General features: G+C 64.2%; 18 protein-coding genes and 1 other RNA gene. 13 read left to right on the top strand and 6 right to left on the bottom strand.

Features of this window, described 5'->3' with window-relative positions; genetic code table 11:
* Positions 1-16 precede the first annotated feature (16 nt).
* The 12 genes from AC1D0P_RS01525 (at position 17) to lepB (ending at position 12,497) form a co-directional block, all read left to right on the top strand.
* Positions 17-1,864: an ABCB family ABC transporter ATP-binding protein/permease gene (locus tag AC1D0P_RS01525; RefSeq protein ID WP_477675056.1), complete on the top strand. Its 1,848-nt coding sequence runs from the start codon at positions 17-19 to the stop codon at positions 1,862-1,864.
* A gap of 133 nt (positions 1,865-1,997) precedes the next feature.
* Positions 1,998-2,966, top strand: a complete 969-nt coding sequence (locus tag AC1D0P_RS01520) for a LysR substrate-binding domain-containing protein (RefSeq protein WP_477675055.1) — start codon at positions 1,998-2,000, stop codon at positions 2,964-2,966.
* A 125-nt stretch (positions 2,967-3,091) separates the two neighbouring features.
* A complete protein-coding gene (locus AC1D0P_RS01515) occupies positions 3,092-4,549 on the top strand; it encodes an aspartate ammonia-lyase (protein WP_477675054.1) in 1,458 nt (485 codons plus the stop codon).
* Positions 4,550-4,791: 242 nt separating this feature from the next.
* Positions 4,792-5,682, top strand: coding sequence for a transporter substrate-binding domain-containing protein (locus AC1D0P_RS01510; RefSeq protein ID WP_436156389.1), 891 nt, complete (start codon positions 4,792-4,794; stop codon positions 5,680-5,682).
* 112 nt (positions 5,683-5,794) lie between these two features.
* Positions 5,795-6,517, top strand: coding sequence for an amino acid ABC transporter permease (locus AC1D0P_RS01505; RefSeq protein WP_477652952.1), 723 nt, complete (start codon positions 5,795-5,797; stop codon positions 6,515-6,517).
* Between the two features lies 1 nt (position 6,518).
* Positions 6,519-7,208: an amino acid ABC transporter permease gene (locus tag AC1D0P_RS01500; protein ID WP_477652953.1), complete on the top strand. Its 690-nt coding sequence runs from the start codon at positions 6,519-6,521 to the stop codon at positions 7,206-7,208.
* Between the two features lie 52 nt (positions 7,209-7,260).
* Positions 7,261-7,998 carry an amino acid ABC transporter ATP-binding protein gene (locus AC1D0P_RS01495; protein WP_477652954.1) on the top strand — a complete coding sequence of 246 codons (738 nt, stop codon included), beginning with the start codon at positions 7,261-7,263 and terminating at the stop codon, positions 7,996-7,998.
* A 187-nt stretch (positions 7,999-8,185) separates the two neighbouring features.
* Positions 8,186-9,253, top strand: a complete 1,068-nt coding sequence (gene pyrC / locus AC1D0P_RS01490) for a dihydroorotase (protein ID WP_477675053.1) — start codon at positions 8,186-8,188, stop codon at positions 9,251-9,253.
* Positions 9,253-10,035 (top strand): NYN domain-containing protein, encoded by a 783-nt coding sequence (locus AC1D0P_RS01485; RefSeq protein WP_477652956.1) that lies wholly within the window; start codon positions 9,253-9,255, stop codon positions 10,033-10,035. The genes pyrC and AC1D0P_RS01485 overlap by 1 nt, the downstream gene beginning before the upstream one ends.
* A gap of 5 nt (positions 10,036-10,040) precedes the next feature.
* Positions 10,041-10,796, top strand: coding sequence for a DUF3025 domain-containing protein (locus tag AC1D0P_RS01480; protein ID WP_477675052.1), 756 nt, complete (start codon positions 10,041-10,043; stop codon positions 10,794-10,796).
* Between the two features lie 97 nt (positions 10,797-10,893).
* The gene (gene htpX, locus AC1D0P_RS01475; protein WP_477675051.1) at positions 10,894-11,769 is read left to right on the top strand and encodes a protease HtpX; all 876 of its coding nucleotides are present in this window, start codon (positions 10,894-10,896) and stop codon (positions 11,767-11,769) included.
* Between the two features lie 59 nt (positions 11,770-11,828).
* Entirely contained in the window at positions 11,829-12,497 is a 669-nt protein-coding gene (gene lepB / locus AC1D0P_RS01470; RefSeq protein WP_477675050.1) for a signal peptidase I, read from the top strand.
* A gap of 7 nt (positions 12,498-12,504) precedes the next feature.
* Here lepB and AC1D0P_RS01465 read toward each other — a convergent pair whose 3' ends face one another.
* From AC1D0P_RS01465 to AC1D0P_RS01455, 3 genes are all read right to left on the bottom strand, one after another.
* Positions 12,505-13,200 carry a ProQ/FINO family protein gene (locus tag AC1D0P_RS01465; protein ID WP_477675049.1) on the bottom strand — a complete coding sequence of 232 codons (696 nt, stop codon included), beginning with the start codon at positions 13,198-13,200 and terminating at the stop codon, positions 12,505-12,507.
* Positions 13,201-13,242: 42 nt separating this feature from the next.
* The gene (locus AC1D0P_RS01460; RefSeq protein ID WP_477675048.1) at positions 13,243-13,869 is read right to left on the bottom strand and encodes a flavin reductase family protein; all 627 of its coding nucleotides are present in this window, start codon (positions 13,867-13,869) and stop codon (positions 13,243-13,245) included.
* A gap of 111 nt (positions 13,870-13,980) precedes the next feature.
* Positions 13,981-15,651 carry an NAD(P)/FAD-dependent oxidoreductase gene (locus AC1D0P_RS01455; protein ID WP_477675047.1) on the bottom strand — a complete coding sequence of 557 codons (1,671 nt, stop codon included), beginning with the start codon at positions 15,649-15,651 and terminating at the stop codon, positions 13,981-13,983.
* 85 nt (positions 15,652-15,736) lie between these two features.
* On the opposite strand from AC1D0P_RS01455, the gene rnpB reads away from it, so the two are divergent.
* Positions 15,737-16,077: RNase P RNA component class A (gene rnpB, locus AC1D0P_RS01450), an RNA gene on the top strand.
* On the opposite strand, the gene AC1D0P_RS01445 is transcribed toward rnpB, so the two are convergent.
* The 3 genes from AC1D0P_RS01445 to AC1D0P_RS01435 form a co-directional block, all read right to left on the bottom strand.
* A complete protein-coding gene (locus AC1D0P_RS01445) occupies positions 16,072-16,602 on the bottom strand; it encodes a DUF2127 domain-containing protein (RefSeq protein ID WP_477675046.1) in 531 nt (176 codons plus the stop codon). The genes rnpB and AC1D0P_RS01445 overlap by 6 nt on opposite strands.
* 49 nt (positions 16,603-16,651) lie before the next feature.
* Positions 16,652-17,503 carry a basic amino acid ABC transporter substrate-binding protein gene (locus AC1D0P_RS01440; RefSeq protein WP_477675045.1) on the bottom strand — a complete coding sequence of 284 codons (852 nt, stop codon included), beginning with the start codon at positions 17,501-17,503 and terminating at the stop codon, positions 16,652-16,654.
* A 232-nt stretch (positions 17,504-17,735) separates the two neighbouring features.
* On the bottom strand, positions 17,736-19,388 hold the full coding sequence (locus tag AC1D0P_RS01435) for an MBL fold metallo-hydrolase (RefSeq protein WP_477675044.1): 1,653 nt from the start codon (positions 19,386-19,388) through the stop codon (positions 17,736-17,738).
* Positions 19,389-19,564 lie beyond the last annotated feature (176 nt).

Here is a 19,564-nt window from a genome sequence, read left to right as displayed (position 1 = left end):
CTCACGATTGTCCCTCATGCGCTCCCGAGCTTCCGCCGCCGATTCCTCCCTTGCCGTGCCCGCCACGCCCGTGCCGGGCGCCGGCAAGGCGCCGGCGCCCCAGCGTTCCGACCTGGACACCCTTAAACGCCTTTTCCCCTACCTGTGGGACTACAAATGGCGCGTGCTGGCGGCGCTGAGCTTCATGGTGGGCGCCAAGCTGGCCAACGTGGGCGTGCCCTTGCKGCTGAAAAACCTGGTCGACGCGATGAACTTCAAGCCAGGCGACGCGCAGGCCGTGCTGGTGGTGCCGGTGGCGCTGCTGCTGGCCTACGGCCTGCTGCGCCTGTCGACCACGCTGTTCACCGAGCTGCGCGAGCTGGTGTTCGCCAAGGCCACCGAAGGCGCGGCGCGGCGGATTTCACTGGAGGTGTTCCGCCACCTGCACGCGCTCAGCCTGCGCTTTCACCTGGAGCGGCAGACCGGCGGCATGACGCGCGACATCGAGCGCGGCACGCGCGGCGTGCATTCGCTGATCTCGTATTCGCTCTACAGCATCATCCCGACGCTGATCGAGGTGACGCTGGTGCTGAGCCTGCTGGCCGTCAAGTTCGACGTCTGGTTCGCCGGCATCACCGGCATCGCGCTGGTGTTCTACATTTTCTTCACCGTCACGGTGACGGAATGGCGCACGCAGTTCCGCAAGACGATGAACGAGCTGGACTCGTCGGCCCACAGCCGCGCCATCGACTCGCTGCTCAACTACGAGACCGTCAAGTACTTCAACAACGAAGAGTTCGAGGCCGCTCGCTACGACGAGAACCTGCTGCGCTACCGGCGCGCCGCCATCAAGAGCCAGAACACCCTGAGCCTGCTCAACGCCGGGCAGCAGCTGATCATCGCCATCGGGCTGGTGGCCATGCTGTGGCGCGCCACGCAGGGCGTGGTCGACGGCCACATGACGCTGGGCGACCTGGTGATGGTCAATGCCTTCATGATCCAGCTCTACATCCCGCTGGGCTTCCTGGGCGTGATCTACCGCGAGATCAAGCAGAGCCTCACCGATCTCGACAAGATGTTCGTGCTGATGGAAAAAGAGCGCGAAATCGCCGACCTGCCGGGCGCCAAAGCCCTGGTCATTCCTGAATCGCCGGCGGTGCGTTTCGAAAACGTGAACTTCGCCTACGACCCGGCGCGACCCATTCTGCACAACGTGAGCTTCGAGATCCCGCCGGGCAAGACTGTCGCGGTGGTGGGTTCCTCGGGCGCCGGAAAATCCACGCTGGCGCGGCTGCTTTACCGCTTCTACGACGTGCAGCAGGGCCGCATCACCATCGCCGGCCAGGACATAAAGCAGGTCACGCAGTCCAGCGTGCGCCAGGCCATAGGCATCGTCCCGCAGGACACGGTGCTGTTCAACGACACGGTGGAATACAACATCGCCTACGGCAAGCCGGGCGCCACCCACGAAGAGGTGGAAGAAGCCGCGCGTTCGGCCCGCATCCACGGCTTTATCGCCTCCACGCCGCTGGGCTACCAGACCATGGTGGGCGAGCGCGGGCTCAAGCTGTCGGGCGGCGAAAAGCAGCGCGTGGCGATCGCCCGCACCCTGCTGAAGAACCCGCCGGTGGTGATTTTTGACGAAGCCACCTCGGCGCTGGATTCGGCCAACGAGCGCGCCATCCAGACTGAGCTGCGCGCCGCCGCGCAGAACAAGACCACGCTGGTGATCGCGCACCGCCTGTCCACCGTGGTCGACGCGCACGAGATCCTGGTGATGGACGGCGGGCGCATCGTCGAGCGCGGCACGCATGCGCAGCTGCTCGAAACCGAAGGCGCGTATGCGCGCATGTGGGCGCTGCAACAGAGTTCGCCCGAGGCCTGAGCAGGCGAGCCGCAAGCGGTTTGTATTTCTAGAGACATTTCGAGGACGGTATTTACGGCGAATGCCGCTCCTTCGTCCTGCCATGGGATTCCCCGTAGGCCGAAATACCTCAGTGCCTCGCATAATCGGGGCCATGGAAACCAAATGGCTGGAAGATTTCGTCAGTCTGGCTGAAACCCGCAGTTTCAGCCGCTCTGCCCAACTGCGTCACGTCACCCAGCCGGCGTTTTCGCGCCGTATCCAGGCGCTGGAAGCCTGGGCCGGCACCGACCTGGTCGATCGCAGTTCCTATCCCACGCGCTTGACGCCGGCGGGCGAAACCCTGTACAGCCAGTCGCTGGAAATGCTGCAGGGCCTGCAGTCCACCCGTGCCATGCTGCGCGGCCACACCTCGGCCGGGCAGGACGTCATCGAATTCGCCGTGCCGCACACGCTGGCCTTCACTTTTTTTCCGGCCTGGGTCAGCAGCCTGCGCGAGAAATTCGGCCCCATCAAAAGCCGGTTGATCGCGCTCAATGTGCATGACGCGGTGCTGCGCCTGGTGGAGGGCAGCTGCGACCTGCTGATCGCCTACCACCACGACTCCCAGCCTTTCCAGCTGGACCCGGACCGTTATGAAATGGTGTCGCTGGGCCAGGAGGTGCTGGCGCCTTTTGTGCGGGCCACGGCCGCCGGTGACCCCGAGTACAGCCTGCCGGGGCGTCCCGGCCAGCCCCTGCCTTACCTGGGCTACGCGCCCGGCGCCTACCTGGGCCGCATGGTCGACATGATCCTCAAGCAGTCCAGCACCGCCATCCACCTGGACCGTGTCTACGAAACCGACATGGCCGAAGGGCTCAAGGCCATGGCCCTGGAAGGCCACGGCATCGCGTTTTTGCCGCTTAGCGCCGTCAGAAAAGAGTTGCGGGCCAAAAAACTCGTGAGCGCCGGCGGCAACCTGGAGATGACCATGGACGTGCGCGTCTACCGCGAGCGGCCGACCTCCAAGGACTCCGCCAAAAGCCACGCCCAGGCCTTGTGGAGCTACCTGCAGGCGCAAACCAGCAGCAGGGAAAAGACGGCCTTGCGGGGGGGCGCTACCCCGGCCACGCGACTGGGCTAGACAGGCGTACTAGTAGTAACCCTGAGTGGTTATAAGAAAAATGCATAGAAGATCGTTGAAACAGCATTGGTGTTTTCAAACCCGCAAACTTACAGTTCGTGACGTCCAAATTCTGATCGTTGCCCGTGCCCCCTGATTCTTCTTTCACTCCGCTTGCCGAGCCCGTTCCCACCCCGGCGGGGGCCACGCGCACCGAGCACGACTTTCTCGGTGAAAAGCAGATTCCCTTTGCCGCGTATTGGGGTGTGCACACGGCGCGCGCGGTCGAAAATTTCCCGATTTCCGGCACCCGCATCTCGGCCATGCCCGACCTGATACGCGCGCTGGGTTTCGTCAAAAAGGCTGCGGCGCGCACCAACCAGCAACTCGGCGCGCTGGATGCCAGGCGGGCCGCCGCCATCATGAGCGCCTGCGAAAAACTCATTGCCGGCCAATACCACGAGCAGTTCGTGGTCGACGTGATCCAGGGCGGCGCCGGCACCTCCACCAACATGAATGCCAACGAGGTCATCGCCAACCTCGCGCTGGAAAAGCTGGGCCTGGAAAAAGGCCGCTACGACGTGCTGCATCCCAACGACCACGTCAACGCCTCACAAAGCACCAATGACGTCTATCCCACGGCCGTGCGTATCGCCCTGTGGTTCGCCATCGAGCGCCTGCTGGCCTCCATGGCCATCCTGCGCGCCGGCTTTGAGGCCAAAGCCCATGAGTTCCGGGACGTGTTGAAGATCGGCCGCACCCAGCTGCAGGACGCCGTGCCCATGACATTGGGCCAGGAATTCCTGACCTACGCGGTCATGATCGGCGAGGACGAGGCCCGCCTGCGCGAAGCGCGCGCGCTGATCCAGGAAATCAACCTGGGCGCCACGGCCATAGGCACCGGCATCAATGCGCCGGCCGGCTATGCCGACATCGTCTGCCGCCACCTCGCCGAGGAGTGCGGTGTGCCTGTTGAAAAAGCTGCCAACCTGATCGAGGCCACGCAGGACACCGGCGCGTTCGTCCAGCTGTCCGGCGTGCTCAAGCGCGTGGCCACCAAACTCAGCAAGATCTGCAACGACCTGCGCCTGCTCTCCAGCGGCCCGCAGGCCGGCTTCGGCGACATCCGGCTGCCGCCGCGCCAGGCGGGCTCGTCCATCATGCCCGGCAAGGTCAACCCGGTGATCCCCGAGGTCATGAACCAGGTCGCCTTTGAGGTGATAGGCAACGACATGACCGTGACCATGGCCTCCGAGGCCGGCCAGCTGCAGCTCAATGCCTTCGAGCCCATCATGGGCTGGAGCCTTTTCAAGAGCATTGAACACCTGAGCCAGGCCTGCCTCACGCTTCAAACCAATTGTGTGGCCGGCATCGAGGCCAACCGCGAGCTGCTGGCCAAACGCGTGCGCGAATCGGTCACCCTGGTCACTGCGCTCAACCCCATCATCGGCTACGAAAAGGCCGCGTTGATTGCCAAGACGGCGATCGCCACCGGCGCACCGATTGCCGAGATCGCGGAATCGCTGGGCATCATGACGCAGGCCGAAGTCGAGGCCCTGCTGGTGCCCGACAAGCTCACGCAGCCCCTGCCGCTGCTTGCCTGACGGCCGCTGGCACAAAGACTGCTTACATCTGCCGTATAGTTCCGGACTTCTTCATGCGTGCACCACTTTGGAAAACCCCAGGAATTGCCACGGCTTCCGCGGGTTCAGCGGCAACTACCGCTCCAAACACTTCGCAAACACTTCGTTTTCCCCGTTTTAGAGGCCGGGTAAACCTAGGCTAGCCCCGGGTACCATCTCTCTAAAATAGTTCGCTAACCGTTTCATTCATTACAGGAGATTCCATGAAACTCAAGCTTGTCGCTCTGTCCGTCGCCCTGCTCGCCACCGGCGCCGCATTCGCTGACACCCTTTCCAAAGTCAAGGCTTCCGGCGTTGTCACCATGGGCGTTCGCGATTCTTCCGGCGCGCTCTCATATACCCTGGGTGACGGCAAGTACACCGGCTACCACGTCGAAATCTGCCAGCGCATCCTGGCCGGCCTCGAAAAAGCCGCTGAACGCAAGCTGGAAATCAAATACCAGCCCGTGACGTCGCAGAACCGCATCCCCCTCGTGCAGAACGGCACCGTCGACATCGAGTGCGGCTCCACCACCAACAACGCGACCCGCCAGAAGGACGTGGCTTTTGTCGTGACCACCTTCGTGGAAGAAGTCCGCATCGCCGTGAAGGCCAACTCTGGCATCACCTCGGTGGCCCAACTGAGCGGCAAGACCGTGGCCACCACCACCGGTACCACCTCCGTGCAGACCCTGCGCAAGAACAAGCGCGCCACCGGCGTCGAGTTCAAGGAAATCTTCGGCAAAGACCACTCCGACAGCTTCCTGCTGCTCGAGTCCGGCCGCGCCGATGCGTTCGTGATGGACGGCTCCATCCTGGCCGGCAACATCGCCACCGCCAAGAAGCCTTCCGACTTCAAGATCGTCGGTGAAGTGCTGAGCGTTGAGCCCATCGCCATCATGATCCGCAAGGACGACCCCCTGCTSAAGCGCCTGGCCGATGACACGGTCAAGGGCATGATCAAGTCGGGTGAGATGAACAAGCTGTGGACCAAATGGTTCCTGTCGCCGATTCCTCCGAAGAACACCAAGGTCGGCCTGGCCCTGAGCGCCAGCACCAAGGCAGCCTGGGACAACCCGAACGACAAGCCCATGGAAGAGTACGTCCAGAAGTAATTTTGGGCAGGTAAATTGAACAACCCCGCCGGTCGCCTTGCACTGGCGGGGTTTCCCGTTTACCGTTAGCGTCGCAGGGAAGACAACATAACAACCATTTGCTGGAGCCGTGATGACTTGGGATTGGCAGGTATTTTTGAATGATGACGGTAGTGGTCGAACCTACCTGCAGTGGATGTTTGATGCCTGGGGCTGGACGCTGTCCGTCGCCGGCGCATCCTGGGTGATCGCGATGCTGTGCGGAGCGATCATCGGCACGCTGCGCACCTTGCCGAACAGTCCCTGGCTTGTGCGTTTCGCCAATGCCTGGGTTGAACTGTTCCGCAACGTTCCCCTGCTGGTCCAGATTTTCATCTGGTACTTTGTGGTTCCCAAGATTTTCCCCGCCATGAAGGAGCTGCCCAGCTTCATCCTGGTGGTGTTCGCCCTGGGCTTTTTCACCTCAGCGCGTATCGCCGAGCAGGTCAGGGCTGGCGTCCAGGCATTGCCCCGCGGCCAGCGTTATGCGGGCATGGCCATGGGTTTCACGACCCTGCAGACCTACCGCTACGTGATCTTGCCGATGGCCTTTCGCATCATCATTCCGCCGCTTACCAGCGAATCGATGAACCTCTTGAAGAATTCCTCCGTGGCTTTCGCGGTGTCCATCGCCGAACTCACTATGTTCGCCATGCAGGCTCAGGAAGAAACCTCGCGCGGCATTGAAATCTACCTGGCGGTGACGGCGCTCTACGCCGTCTCGGCTTTCGCGGTCAACCGCGTCATGGCTTTCGTCGAGAAGCGGGTGCAAATCCCAGGCTTCGTCGTCGCCGGCTCAACAGGCGGAGGTCACTGACATGCTTGGACTCGACATGAGCTTCCTGAACTGGGACATGATCTCCCAGTTCGTGGTCAAGGGTTTTATTTTCAGCATAGAGCTGACCGTCATCGCCACCATAGGCGGCATCATCTTCGGCACCGTGCTGGCCCTGATGCGCCTTTCCGGCAAGTCCTTCCTGACGATCCCCGCGACCTTCTACGTCAACGGCATGCGTTCCATTCCGCTGGTCATGGTGATCCTGTGGTTCTTCCTGCTGGTGCCGGCCTCGTTCTACACGACCTTCGGCAGCTGGGGCTCCAACTACCGCGCTGAAATCTCGGCCATCATCACTTTCGTCGCCTTCGAGGCCGCTTACTTCAGCGAAATCATGCGCGCCGGCATACAGTCCATCTCCCGCGGCCAGGTCAATGCCGGGCGCGCCCTGGGCATGAGCTACGCGCAGAACATGAAGCTGATCATCCTGCCGCAGGCTTTCCGCAACATGGTGCCCATCCTGCTGACGCAGACCATCATCCTGTTCCAGGACACCTCGCTGGTTTATGCCATCGGCGCCTATGACCTGCTCAAGGGTTTCAGCACCGCCGGCAAGATCTACGGCCGCCCTGAAGAGGCTTACCTGCTGGCCGCCGTGGTTTATTTCGTGATCTGCTTCGGGCTGTCCTTCATGGTCAAGCGCCTGAACAGCAGAATCGCCATCATTCGCTAAGAGCGCCGCGCATCACAGCAGGCAAACCTCAAAGAGCACACTGGAGAAGAAGATGATTGAGTTGAAAGAAGTTTCCAAATGGTACGGCGACGTGCAGGTTCTCAACAGCTGCACCACCCGCATCAAAAAGGGTGAAGTGGTCGTGGTCTGCGGTCCTTCGGGATCGGGCAAATCCACCCTGATCAAGACCATCAACGCACTGGAGCCCTTCCAGAAGGGCCAGATCTTCGTCGATGGCAAGGCCGTGCACGACCCCAAGACCGACCTGCCCAAGCTGCGCAGCCGCGTCGGCATGGTGTTCCAGAATTTCGAGCTGTTCCCGCACCTGAGCGTCACCGAAAACCTGACGCTGGCGCAGGTCAAGGTGCTGGGCCGCAAGCCCGACGAAGCCAAAAAACACGGCCTCAAGTACCTGGACCGCGTGGGCCTGATGGCGCACAAGGACAAATTCCCCGGCCAGCTGTCGGGCGGCCAGCAGCAGCGCGTGGCGATTGCCCGGGCGCTCAGCATGGATCCCATCGCCATGCTGTTTGACGAACCCACCTCCGCGCTCGACCCCGAAATGGTCGGCGAGGTGCTGGACTGCATGATGGGACTGGCCGTCGAAGGCATGACCATGATGGTGGTGACCCATGAAATGGGCTTCGCCCGCAAGGTCGGCAGCCGCGTGATTTTTATGGACGTGGGCGGCAAAATCCTGGAAGATTGCTCGAAAGACGAGTTCTTCAACCACCCCGAGAACCGTCAGGCGCGCACCAAGGACTTCCTCAACAAGATCCTGTCGCACTGAACGCACCGAAGATCACCGCAACTGCAAAAAAGAAGAAGAAACAAAAAAGCCCCGCAATGCGGGGCTTTTTTCATGGCGGCGGCCGGCCGTTTCCAGGCTGCCGTGTGGTGGGGAGGCGCCCAGGCCGGCTTTGCCGGATAGGCCGAGGTAAGCGTCTTTGCGTCCCGGCGGTGCGACAATTCAGGCCATGACCTCCGCCACCCGCACCCCCGCTACCACCCTGACCCTCACCCGCCCCGACGACTGGCACCTGCATGTGCGCGACGGCGAGGCTTTGCTGACCGTGGTGCCGCACACGGCGGCTCAGTTCGGCCGCGCCATCATCATGCCCAACCTGCGCCCGCCCGTTACCACCGCCGCCCAGGCCGTGGCCTACCGCGAACGCATCCAGGCCGCCGTGCCGGCCGGCGTGCGCTTTGAGCCGCTGATGACGCTCTACCTGACCGATAACCTGCCGCCCGACGAAATCGCCCGTGCCAAAGATGCCGGCGTGGTCGCGGCCAAGCTCTACCCGGCCGGTGCCACCACCAACAGCGACGCCGGCGTGACCGAGCTGCGCAAGACCTACAAGACGCTGGAAGCCATGCAGAAAGCCGGCATGCTGCTGCTGGTGCACGGCGAGGTGACCTCGTCCGACATCGACCTGTTCGACCGCGAGGCCGTGTTCATCGACACCCAGCTGATTCCGTTGCGCCGCGATTTCCCCGAACTCAAGATCGTGTTCGAGCACATCACCACACGGGAAGCAGCACACTATGTGCGCGACGCCGACCGCTTCACCGGCGCCACGGTCACCGCCCACCACCTGCTCTACAACCGCAACGCGATCTTCACGGGCGGCATCCGCCCCCACTATTACTGCCTGCCGGTGCTCAAGCGTGAAACCCACCGCCTGGCGCTGGTCGAGGCCGCCACCGGCGGCAACGCGCGCTTCTTCCTCGGCACCGACAGCGCGCCGCACCCTGCCCACCTCAAGGAGCACGCCACCGGCTGCGCGGGCTGCTACACCGCCCATGCGGCGATGGAGCTTTATGCCGAGGCCTTTGACGCGGCCGGCGCGCTGGACAAGCTGGAAGCCTTTGCCAGCTTCAACGGCGCCGACTTCTACGGCCTGCCGCGCAACACCGGCAGCATCACGCTCAAGAAAGAAAGCTGGCACCCGCCCGAAAGCTATGCCTTCGGTGAATCCGAACTCAAGCCGCTGCGCTCGGGTGAAAGCCTGCCCTGGAAGCTCGAAACTTCAGAAAGCACATGATGGACCACAAGCCGCGCGTTGCCTTGCTCATAGACGCCGACAACTCGCCGGCGTCCAAGATCGACCTGATCCTTAACGAGTTGTCGACCTTCGGCGAGACCAACATCCGGCGCGCCTACGGCAACTGGAAGAAAAACGAACTCAAAGGCTGGGAAGAGGTGTTGCACGAACACGCCATACGCCCCATGCAGCAGTTCGACTACACCAAGGGCAAGAACGCCAGCGACATGGCCATGGTGATAGACGCGCTGGAGCTGCTCTACACCGATCGGCCCGACGCCTTCGGCATCGTCTCGTCGGACGCCGATTTCACGCCGCTGGTCATGCACCTGCGCGCCAAGGGCGCTGCGGTCTACGGTTTCGGCGCGCAGAAAACACCCGAGCCCTTCGTCAACGCCTGCTCGCGCTTCCTGTTCCTCGACAAGCTGCGCCCCATCGCGGTCGCCGACGCGGCCGGGACTCCCCACGGCGACAGCAAGGACGACGGCGAGGCCGTGTCCGCCACGCCGCTGCGGGCCACGCCCGCGCAGCTGCGCCAGGACGCCAAGCTCGTCATGCTGCTGCGCAACGCGGTGCAGGCCGCGGCCGACGACGAGGGCTGGGCGCGCGTCGGCGCGGTCGGCACGCAGATCGCCAACCAGGCCTCCTTCGACCACCGCAACTACGGCTACGCCACGCTGACCAAGCTGCTGGTGGCCACCCAGCTTTTTGAGATTACCGACGAAGGCAAGTCCACGGTCATGGTGCGCGACAGAAAGCAGCCCAAACCGGCCAAGGCCTGAGCGCCATGGGAAACCCGGCACCGCTACCCCCCATCGACTGGGAACAGCCCTGGCTGCAGGCCTGGCGTGAACCCGGCCAGCGCGCGGCCTGCGCGGTCACGGCGGGCGTCGCGCTGCACCAGGCGCTCAACGCGGTGCAGCCTGCGCCGGTCTGTTTCGCGCCGCAATGCACGCTGCCCTCCGGTGAGGCCTATGAGAGCTTTATCGCCAGGACCCGCCTGTGCCCGACCCGCGAGGGCGCGCACGATTTTTTCAACGGCCTGTGCTGGATGCGTTTTCCGGAAACCAAGCGAAAGCTCAACCAGCTGCAGGCCGCCGAGATCGCCGCCGCGGGCGTGGCCCCGGTGCGCGGCCCGGTGCGCGATGCCCTCACGGTGTTCGACGAAAACGCGGCCTTCCTGTCGGCGCCGCAAGCGCTGTGGGACGCGCTGCTGGCCCGCGACTGGAACAGCCTCTTCATCACCCACAGGCAGCTGTGGCGGGAGGCCAGGCTCGTGCTGTTCGGCCATGCCTTGCTCGAAAAACTGCTGAGCCCGCGCAAAGCCATCACGGCCCATGTCTACCTGGCGCAGCCACCCATGGGCTCCATCGCGGAACTGGACGCCTGGGTGGCGGCCGACCTCAGCGCAGCCAGGCTCGCCGCCAAGCCTTTTGCACCCTTGCCGGTGCTGGGCGTGCCCGGCTGGTGGCCCGAGAACGAGAACTTTTCCTTTTATGATGACTCCCTTGTATTCCGGCCGGCTGTCATAAATAACAGATAAAAATCAGCCACTTAGGCGCTGGCACCGCTTGAACCGGGTCCGCGGACCCTCATATCCTGCGCAAGGCGGGCTTTTTCACCGACCCCACGGAGAACCCATGAAACGTATTTTCCTGTTTGTCCTGACCAATATCGCCGTCGTGGCGGTGCTGGGCATCGTCGCCAGCCTGCTGGGCGTCAACCGCTATCTCACGCCGAACGGGCTGAACCTCGGCATGCTGCTCGGGTTTGCGCTCGTGATCGGTTTTGGCGGCGCCATCATCTCGCTGCTGATCAGCAAGCCGGTCGCCAAATGGAGCGCCGGTGTGCGCGTCATCAATGAAGCCCAGAACGCCGATGAGGCCTGGATTGTCGAGACCGTGCGCAAGCTGGCCGAGAAGGCCCAGATCGGCATGCCCGAAGTCGGCATCTTTGAGGGCGCCCCCAATGCCTTCGCCACCGGCGCGTTCAAGAACTCCTCGCTGGTGGCCGTGTCCACCGGTTTGCTGCAAGGCATGACCAAGGAAGAAATCGAGGCCGTTCTGGGCCATGAGATCGCCCACATCGCCAACGGCGACATGGTCACCATGACCCTGATCCAGGGCGTGATGAACACCTTTGTGGTCTTCCTCTCGCGTGTGATCGGCTACGCCGTCGACAGTTTCCTGCGCCGCGGTAGCGACAGCAACTCCGGCCCCGGCATCGGCTATTACGTCAGCACCATCGTGCTGGACATCGTGCTCGGTTTTGCCGCAGCCATCGTCGTGGCCTGGTTCTCGCGCCAGCGCGAGTTCCGCGCCGACGCCGGCGCCGCGCAGCTGATGGGCCGGCGCCAGCCCATGATGAACGCCCTGGCGCGCCTGGGTGGCATGCAGCCGGGCGAGCTGCCCAAGGCCGTGGAGGCCATGGGCATCACCGGCAGCATCGGCAAGCTGTTTGCCACGCACCCGCCGATTGAAGAGCGGATTGCGGCATTGCAAAACACCCAGGCTTGAAGATCAAAGGGCGCCCTGCACGGGACGCTTTTTTTTTGGAGTTTTCAAGGAGCACGGACATGAAAAGCTGGATCAGGCAGAACCGCGGTTTTCTGGTATTTCTGTTGTTGTTCGGATTGTTCCGCACCGCCATCGCGGACTGGAATCCCATTCCCTCGGGTTCGATGCGGCCCAACCTGCTCGAGGGCGACGTGGTTTTTGTCAACCGGCTGGCCTACAACGTCAAGGTCCCGCTGACCGACGTGGTGCTGGCGCGTACGGCTGACCCGCAGCGCGGCGACGTCGTCACCTTTTCCTCGCCGCTGGACGGCGTGCGCCTGATCAAACGGCTGGTGGCGCTGCCAGGCGACGTCGTTGAAATGCGCGCGAAGGTGCTCATCATCAACGGGCAAGCGGCGCGTTATGAGGCGCTGGACACGGCGCTGGAGCCGGCCGGCCCGGTGGGCGTGCTGGTGGCCACCCACGTGAAAGAAAGCACGGCCCAGGGACAGCATGAAATCCAGTGGCTGGCCGGCGTGGCGGCCAAGGACACCTGGGGCCCGATCACGATTCCGCCCGACCAGTTCATGATGCTGGGCGACAACCGTGACAACAGCGCCGATTCGCGCTACATCGGCCTGGTGCCGCGCCAGCTGCTGATAGGCCGGGCCGAACGCATCCTGGTGTCGGCCGACATCCTTGAGAAGTGGCAGCCCCGCTTCGAGCGCTTCGGCCGCTCGCTCTACTGACCCTGCCTTATTGGGGCTGGGCGGCGCCGGCCTGCCGCGTGCGTTCCACCGCTTGGGCGACGTCCGCCGGGGCCATGCCGTACATCTCGGCAAACTGCTTCACCGTCTTGCCGCTGGCCTCAAAAGCCCGCATCAACGCTTCGCGTTTGGCGGTCTGCACCGCGATTTCGGCAAAAGCTTCATCAAGCAGCGCGTTGGCGGCCTCGTCCTGCGTGCGGGTGCACTCGGCGTAGGCTTCGCGGCTCAGGCCCGAAGCCTCAACTGCCGCGACCAGGCGGGCGACGACCTTGGGGCGCAAATCCTCCTTGGAGCGCGCCTGGCGGCGCCGGAAGACTTCCATGATGGCGTGGTGCACGTGCTCGGGCGCCACGGGCTCTACGGGTTCGCCCTGCAGGTTGTGGCGCGGATGGCCGGCCGCCACGCATTCGAGGTAGCGGGTCGAGCGCGCGTGCAGGCCCAACGCGACCTTGAGCTCCTCGCGCTTGAACACTTCGGGGTTCTCGGCCAGCAGGTCCTGGAAAGCGCCCAGCTTGAGCGGCAGGAACTGCGCACCGAACATCCTGGGGTAGAGCTCGAACAGCTTTTCCAGCACCGGATGGACTTCGCGCGTGCGTTGTTGTGGCTGCGGCGGGCCGGCGGGCCGGGAGCGCTGTGCCGGGCGGGGGCGCTTGGCGCGCGGGGTGGGTGTGGTGGTGTCGGTCATGTGATGGGGTGAAAAAGTGGAATGCCGGGGTGCCCTGGCCGCCTAGCGCGGCCTGAACATGCGAAAGAGGTTTTCGGGGGTGACGGTGAAATAGTCGGCCGGCCCGCCGCCGCGAAGAATCGGTTCGGCGGCCGCCGTGTCGTAAATGCCGTCCTTCAGCAGATGCCTTGCAATGTACACGCCGACGACCTCGCCCAGCACCAGCCAGGTGGGCACCGGCACGCCGTCGGCGCTCTGCAGCTGCAGGATTTGCGTCAGCCGGCACTCGAAGGACACCGGGCTTTCCAGTACGCGCGGCGCGGCGATGCGCTGCGAAGCCACGGGCGTGAGGCCGGCCAGCTCGAATTCATTGACTTCGGGCGGCACCATCGCGCAGGAGCGGTTCATGGCCTCGGCCAGCGGCCGGGTTGCCAGGTTCCAGCCGAACTCGCCGGTTTCGCGGATATTGCGCAAGCTGTCCTTGGCGCCAATGCTGGCGAAACCGATGATGGGCGGCGTGTAGTTAAAGGCGTTGAAAAAACTGTAGGGCGCCAGGTTGAGCTGCCCTTTCGCGTCCCGCGAGGAAATCCAGCCTATGGGCCGCGGCCCCACCATGGCGTTGAAGGGGTCGTGCGGCAGGCCGTGGCCTGTGGCTGGCTCGTAATAATGAAAATCTTCAGAGCCGCTCACAAAACCCTCCTGGCGTTGTTGCGCCGCCTTGCCGTGCTGGTGCACTGTCTGCGGCGGACGCGCCTAGCCAGGACCGCTTCGCTGTGTTTTGTGAACGGCTCTGGATAGCCATCATGCGGCCACCCGCTGCCGTTCGGCATCCTGCAGCACGCTGCGCGCCAGCGCCTCGGCGACCTTGATGCCGTCCACGCCGGCCGACAGGATGCCGCCCGCGTAGCTGGCGCCTTCGCCGGCCGGGTAGAGGCCGCGCACATTGATGCTTTGCAGGTCCTCGCCGCGGCTGATGCGGATGGGCGAGGAGGTGCGTGTTTCCACGCCGGTCAGCACCGCGTCATGCGTGTCAAAGCCTTTGATCTTCTTGCCGAACACCGGAAAGGCCTCGCGCATGGCCTCGATCGCATAGGCGGGCAGTGCCGGCGACAGGTCGCCCAGGGTCACCCCCGGTTTGTAAGACGGCGTGATGCTGCCCAGCGTGGTCGAGGGGCGGCCCGCCAGGAAGTCGCCGACCAACTGTCCCGGGGCGTTGTAGTTGCCGCCGCCCAGCACAAAAGCGTGCGATTCAAGCTGGCGCTGCAGCGCGATGCCGGCCAGCGCGTCGCCGGCTTCAAAGCCGGGGTAGTCGCGCGGGTCTATGCCCACCACGATGCCGGCGTTGGCGTTGCGTTCGTTGCGCGAGTACTGGCTCATGCCGTTGGTCACCACGCGGCCGGGCTCCGAAGTCGCGGCGACCACAGTGCCGCCCGGGCACATGCAGAAGCTGTAGACCGAGCGGCCGTTGCTCGCGTGGTGCACCAGCTTGTATTCGGCTGCACCCAGCGAGGGGTGGCCGGCATGGCGGCCCCAGCGCGCGCGGTCGATGATGCCCTGCGGGTGCTCGACCCGAAAGCCGATGGAAAAAGGCTTGGCCTCGATGTACACGCCGCGCTCGTAGAGCATGGCGAAGGTGTCACGCGAGCTGTGGCCCAGCGCCATCACCACCTGGTCGGCGCGCATCTCCTGGCTCTGGCCGGTGGCCTGGTCCAGCACCGTGAGGCCGCGCAGCTGCTTGCCCTCGGGGCCGTCCTCGATCAGCACGTCGGTCACGCGCTGCTCGAAACGGATCTCGCCGCCCAGCGCGACGATCTGCGCGCGCATGTTCTCGACCACCTTCACCAGCTTGAAAGTGCCGATGTGCGGATGCGCCTCGAACAGGATGTCGGCGGGCGCGCCGGCTTTGACGAATTCGTTCATCACCTTGCGGCCCAGGTGGCGCGGGTCCTTGATCTGGCTATAGAGCTTGCCGTCGGAAAAAGTGCCGGCGCCGCCTTCGCCGAACTGCACGTTGGACTCGGGGTTCAGCACGTTCTTGCGCCACAGGCCCCAGGTGTCCCGGGTTCGCTGGCGCACCGTCTTGCCGCGCTCCAGCACGATGGGCTTGAAGCCCATTTGCGCCAGCAGCAGGGCCGCGAACATGCCGCAGGGGCCGAAGCCGACGACGACCGGGCGCAGCGGCAGGCCGGCGGGCGCCTGGCCTACGTTGCGGTAAGCCATGTCGGGCGTGGGCAGGATGTGCGGGTTGCCGGCGAATTGGGTGAGCAGGGCGCTTTCGCGGCCGGCGTCCGCCAGCGTGACGTCGACGATGTAGACCTTGAGCAGGTCGGCCTTGCGCGCGTCAAAGCTGCGTTTGTGGATGTGGACGTTCTGCAGCTCGGCCGCGGCGATGCCCAGGGTCTGGGCCGCCAGGGCGGGCAGGGCGTCTTCCGCGTGGTCCAGCGGAAGTTTGAGTTCGGTCAGGCGAATCATGGGAAGGGGGCTCGTGTTGATCAAGCAGCCCGCATTTTAAAGGGCGACACGCCTTTGGGGTTTGCTGGCGGATAATAGGCCCCGTGAAGCCTGCCAGACCGCCGCTGGTGCAATCTGGGAAACCAGGCACTGGAGGAACGTCCGGACTGCACAGGACAGCGTAGGAGGTAACACCTCTCCACCGTGAGGTGAGGATCAGAGCAACAGAGACGAGTCGGCCTTGGGGTAACCCCGGGCCGGGTGAAACGGGCAATCTCTACGCGCAGCAATACCAAGTAGGCCAGCGTTGATGTGGTTCCGCAGAGCTGGCGGGTAGGTAGCATTGAGCCGTGGGGGCGACCCCCGGCCCAGATTAATGGCGGTCACGCCGGGTCTTCTCCAAGGGGGCCCGGTGCACAGAATCCGGCTTATCGGCGGGCTTCACACTTTATTTAGGGCCTTGGGGGCAACATGCCTGCCATGGCCTCGGCGCATCCAAAGCTGGAACGCCAGGAAACCGACCACTCCCACGTTAATGAGCAGCACCCCGGCATTGATGGCACCGGGCCGGTGCGCCAGGTGGGCCAGCTCCAGCGGGATGTACAAGGCCCCCGACAGCGCGCCCAGCCATTCGGCCCAGGTTTTTTCCCTCCACAGCCCCCAGGCTTCCAGGAAGCGCACGGCGATATACGCCAGCGCCACAGGCGCAAGCGTGCGCAGGTCTATGGCGCTCAGCAGGTCTGCGTAATGCAGCAGGAGTGTGGGATAGGGTAAGGCCGGGTCAAGGTGAAAGCGCCACAGCAGCGCAAGGGCCAGCCGGTGGATGTCGTGGTGCAGCAGCTCCAGCAGGCCTAAGCCGGCCGCCATTGCGGCCAGGCCTTTGGTGGCTTCAAAAATGGCAATGGCGCGCAAGGAGCGCCTGCGGCCGGCCGGTGTGGCGCCTGCAGGCGGGGTCGCGTGCTCGGGAGTCATTGCAGGCGCCGCGCAGCGATGAAACCGGCGGCGCCTGGGGAGGCCAGCCTTACTTCGACGCGGCTGCCGCCGGTGCTTTCGCGCCCGCGCCGCCGAAGTACTTCGCGTAGATCTTGTCGTAGGTGCCGTCGGTCTTGATGTCGGCCAGGCCCTTGTTGAGTTTTTCCAGCAGTTCGGTGTTGCCCTTCTTCACGGCCAGGCCGTACTGCTCGGGGGAAAAGCTGGCGTCGGTGATGGTCTTGAATTGGGCGCCGCTGTTGTTGTTGACGTAGTGTTCGACCACGCCGTTGTCGGCCACCACGGCATCCACGCCGCCGGCTTCCAGTTCTTTCAGCGCCAGGGGCGTTGCTTCAAAGCGCTTGATGTTGGGACTGTCCTTGCCCTGCAGCTTGGTGATGACTTCATCGCCCGTGGTGCCGTTCTGCACGCCGACCTTGAGTTTTTTCAGGTCGTTGAACTTGGCGATCTTCGAATCCTTCTTCACGGCGATCAGTTGCTGCGCGTCGAAGTAGGGGGTCGAAAAATCCATGGTCTGCTTGCGCTCGGCCGTGATGGTGATGGCGGATACCAGCAGGTCGCGGTCGCCCTGATTGAGCGAGTTGAAGATGCCTTCCCACGGCGTGTTGATGAATTTCACCTCGATGCCGGCTTTTTTCGCCACGGCCTGCACGACCTCGATGTCGAAGCCGACGATTTCGCCCTTGTCGTTCTGCGATTCAAAGGGCACGTAGGCGGCGTCGGTGCCCACCACATAGACCTTGGCGGCTGGTGCTGCTGCGGCGGGCGCGGAGGCGCCGGCTGCCGGTGCCGGCGGCTCCTGCTTGCCGCAGGCTGCCAGAACCAGGCCGGCCAGCAATATGCCGGCGCTTTGAAGGAAATGTCGGGTCGTGATGGAAGGCATGAAAAAAACCTCGCTGAATGTTGAATACGTGAGTTCAGAATCCCGCGGAAAGGCGGGCTGGTGGCCCGGTTCCCGGCAGGTATGAGAAAAAAAGTATAAACCGGGGCCGCCACAGGCCAAGCAATTGATGTGCCTGATGGCGCGGAATGCAGGATACCTTAGCAAGGGGCCGTCCGTCAGCCTGGCATTCCCTCACTGGGGGCGGCAGGACGAGCGAGGCGCCCCGGTAGCCCTACAAATTGGAAAATCCCTGCGACTCGATGCGTTCCACGTGCGCGAGCAGCGAGCGTTTGGCCACCGGCCAGATGCGCGGGTCCACATCGTCGTACGCCGCCGCGACCCAGTCGTCCATGGTGCCGTCCGGGCGGGCCTGCATCACGCCGAGGATCTTGGCCTCGCGCTTGAGGCGGTGCGCCTTGAGCTGGGCAATCGCGGTTTTGGCCTCGCCGATCACGTAGCCGTGTGCGGGGGCGATGAATTCAATGTGGTGCTCGCCGCAAGCCGCGCTGAGCGCATCCAGCGAGTCGAGGTAGGCGTTCATGTCGCCGTCCGGCGGGTCGATAACGGTGGTGCTGCCGTTGAGGATGTGGTCGCCGCTGAACAGCAGGCCGTCTTCCTCCAGCACCAGGCAGACATGGTTGGCCGCATGGCCGGGGGTGTGAAGCACCTTCAGTGTGTGGGTGGTCGCTCCGCCGTCCGCGCCTTTGCCTTCAAGTGTGAGGCGTTCCTGGTTTTGCAGCGCCCTGTCCGGCGTGAAGGCACTCGCGCTGCGCGCCGTGGGCGCGGAAGGCAGCCCCAGGATGGGCGGGGCCGTGCGGCACAGCGCCTGTAGCGGCTTCGCGCCGGGGGAGTGGTCGGGGTGCGAATGCGTGCAGACAATCATGCGGATATCACCGCCGGCCGCCTGCCAGAGGCGCTGCAGGTGTTCCTGGTCGGCCGGGCCGGGGTCGATCGCGATATRGCCRCTGCCCGGGTCGCCGACGAGGTAGCTGTTGGTGCCCGGCCCGGTCATCACACCCGGGTTGGGCGCTGTCAGGCGTTGCACGTTGCGCAGCAGCGCCACCGGCTGCGCGCTTTGCCAGTCCAGTGTATGCACGATCTGCCCGTCGGGGCAGGTCAACGCGAGTTCGCCGTACGGGGCTTCATGTTCCATGTAGCGTGCTTCCTTGCCGCCCAACAGCCCGGCGCGCGGGCAGGAGGTCCACAGCGGGATTTCGGACGCACAGGCGGTGAGCACCGCATCGACGTCGGGATAGTGCTGCAGTTTTTCCAGCGTGCGTATCGTGGGAAAGATGATGAAGAAGCCGCCCGCCGCGTGCCGCGCCAGCGCCTCGGCCGGCCGTACCCAGACCGGCTCGAACTGCTCGGCCTCGTCGGCTACCGGGCTCTGGCCCTCGGGCATGCGTGCCACCAAAAAGGGCACGTCAAATCGCCGCGGCAGGTCGCGGTCGGTGACCCAGTGCGCCAGCACAAACACCTCGTCGCCCGCCAGCGTGAGGCCGCGCTCACGGCATTGCGCCGCGAAGGGTGCCTTGCGGTCCAGCGCCGCGATGTCGGCCGTCGTCACGTGGCTGCCGTCGGCGTGGCGCGCCAGCAGCACGCCGAGCTCTTCAAAACTCTCGCGGATCGCCGCGATGGCCTGCGTGAGGTGCAGGTCGCTTTGTGTCGCCCGCCGGGTGGACTGGGCGTGCGCCTGGGCATCCGTTGCGTCGATGCCGCCGCCGGGGAAGACGTAGGCGCCTGGTGCGAAGCTGGCCGTCATCGAACGGCGTGTCATCAGGACTTCTATGCCTTGCGCGGTGTCGCGCAGTAGGAGGACCGTCGCGGCTGGGCGCAGGGGGGCTGGGTCGCGGTGGGGGTGGAGTTGTTGGGAAGGGCGGGGCATGGTTTGGATTATGGCTTCTGGGGGTGGTTTTTGCTCCTGCGGTGTGCCCTCTGCTGAGAGTGGCTGGCCGGGGGTAGCCCGGCGGCTACTCACTTTTCTTTTGCTTCGCCAAAAGAAAAGTAAGCAAAAGAAAAGGCGACCCTGGTTGCTGCGTCCCTGCGCTTCGCTACGGGCAA

Source organism: Polaromonas sp. P1_G2 (genome assembly GCF_056405515.1).
This window is presented reverse-complemented; position numbering and strand designations above follow the sequence as displayed.

Coding starts and splice junctions, on each gene's coding strand:
- AC1D0P_RS01495 (WP_477652954.1), top strand. CDS start 7,261: ATGATTGAGTTGAAAGAAGTTTCCAAATGGTACGGCGACGTGCAGGTT.
- AC1D0P_RS01485 (WP_477652956.1), top strand. CDS start 9,253: ATGGACCACAAGCCGCGCGTTGCCTTGCTCATAGACGCCGACAACTCG.
- AC1D0P_RS01480 (WP_477675052.1), top strand. CDS start 10,041: ATGGGAAACCCGGCACCGCTACCCCCCATCGACTGGGAACAGCCCTGG.
- AC1D0P_RS01520 (WP_477675055.1), top strand. CDS start 1,998: ATGGAAACCAAATGGCTGGAAGATTTCGTCAGTCTGGCTGAAACCCGC.
- pyrC (WP_477675053.1), top strand. CDS start 8,186: ATGACCTCCGCCACCCGCACCCCCGCTACCACCCTGACCCTCACCCGC.
- AC1D0P_RS01465 (WP_477675049.1), bottom strand. CDS start 13,200: ATGACCGACACCACCACACCCACCCCGCGCGCCAAGCGCCCCCGCCCG.
- AC1D0P_RS01445 (WP_477675046.1), bottom strand. CDS start 16,602: ATGACTCCCGAGCACGCGACCCCGCCTGCAGGCGCCACACCGGCCGGC.
- AC1D0P_RS01500 (WP_477652953.1), top strand. CDS start 6,519: ATGCTTGGACTCGACATGAGCTTCCTGAACTGGGACATGATCTCCCAG.
- lepB (WP_477675050.1), top strand. CDS start 11,829: ATGAAAAGCTGGATCAGGCAGAACCGCGGTTTTCTGGTATTTCTGTTG.
- htpX (WP_477675051.1), top strand. CDS start 10,894: ATGAAACGTATTTTCCTGTTTGTCCTGACCAATATCGCCGTCGTGGCG.
- AC1D0P_RS01440 (WP_477675045.1), bottom strand. CDS start 17,503: ATGCCTTCCATCACGACCCGACATTTCCTTCAAAGCGCCGGCATATTG.
- AC1D0P_RS01455 (WP_477675047.1), bottom strand. CDS start 15,651: ATGATTCGCCTGACCGAACTCAAACTTCCGCTGGACCACGCGGAAGAC.
- AC1D0P_RS01505 (WP_477652952.1), top strand. CDS start 5,795: ATGACTTGGGATTGGCAGGTATTTTTGAATGATGACGGTAGTGGTCGA.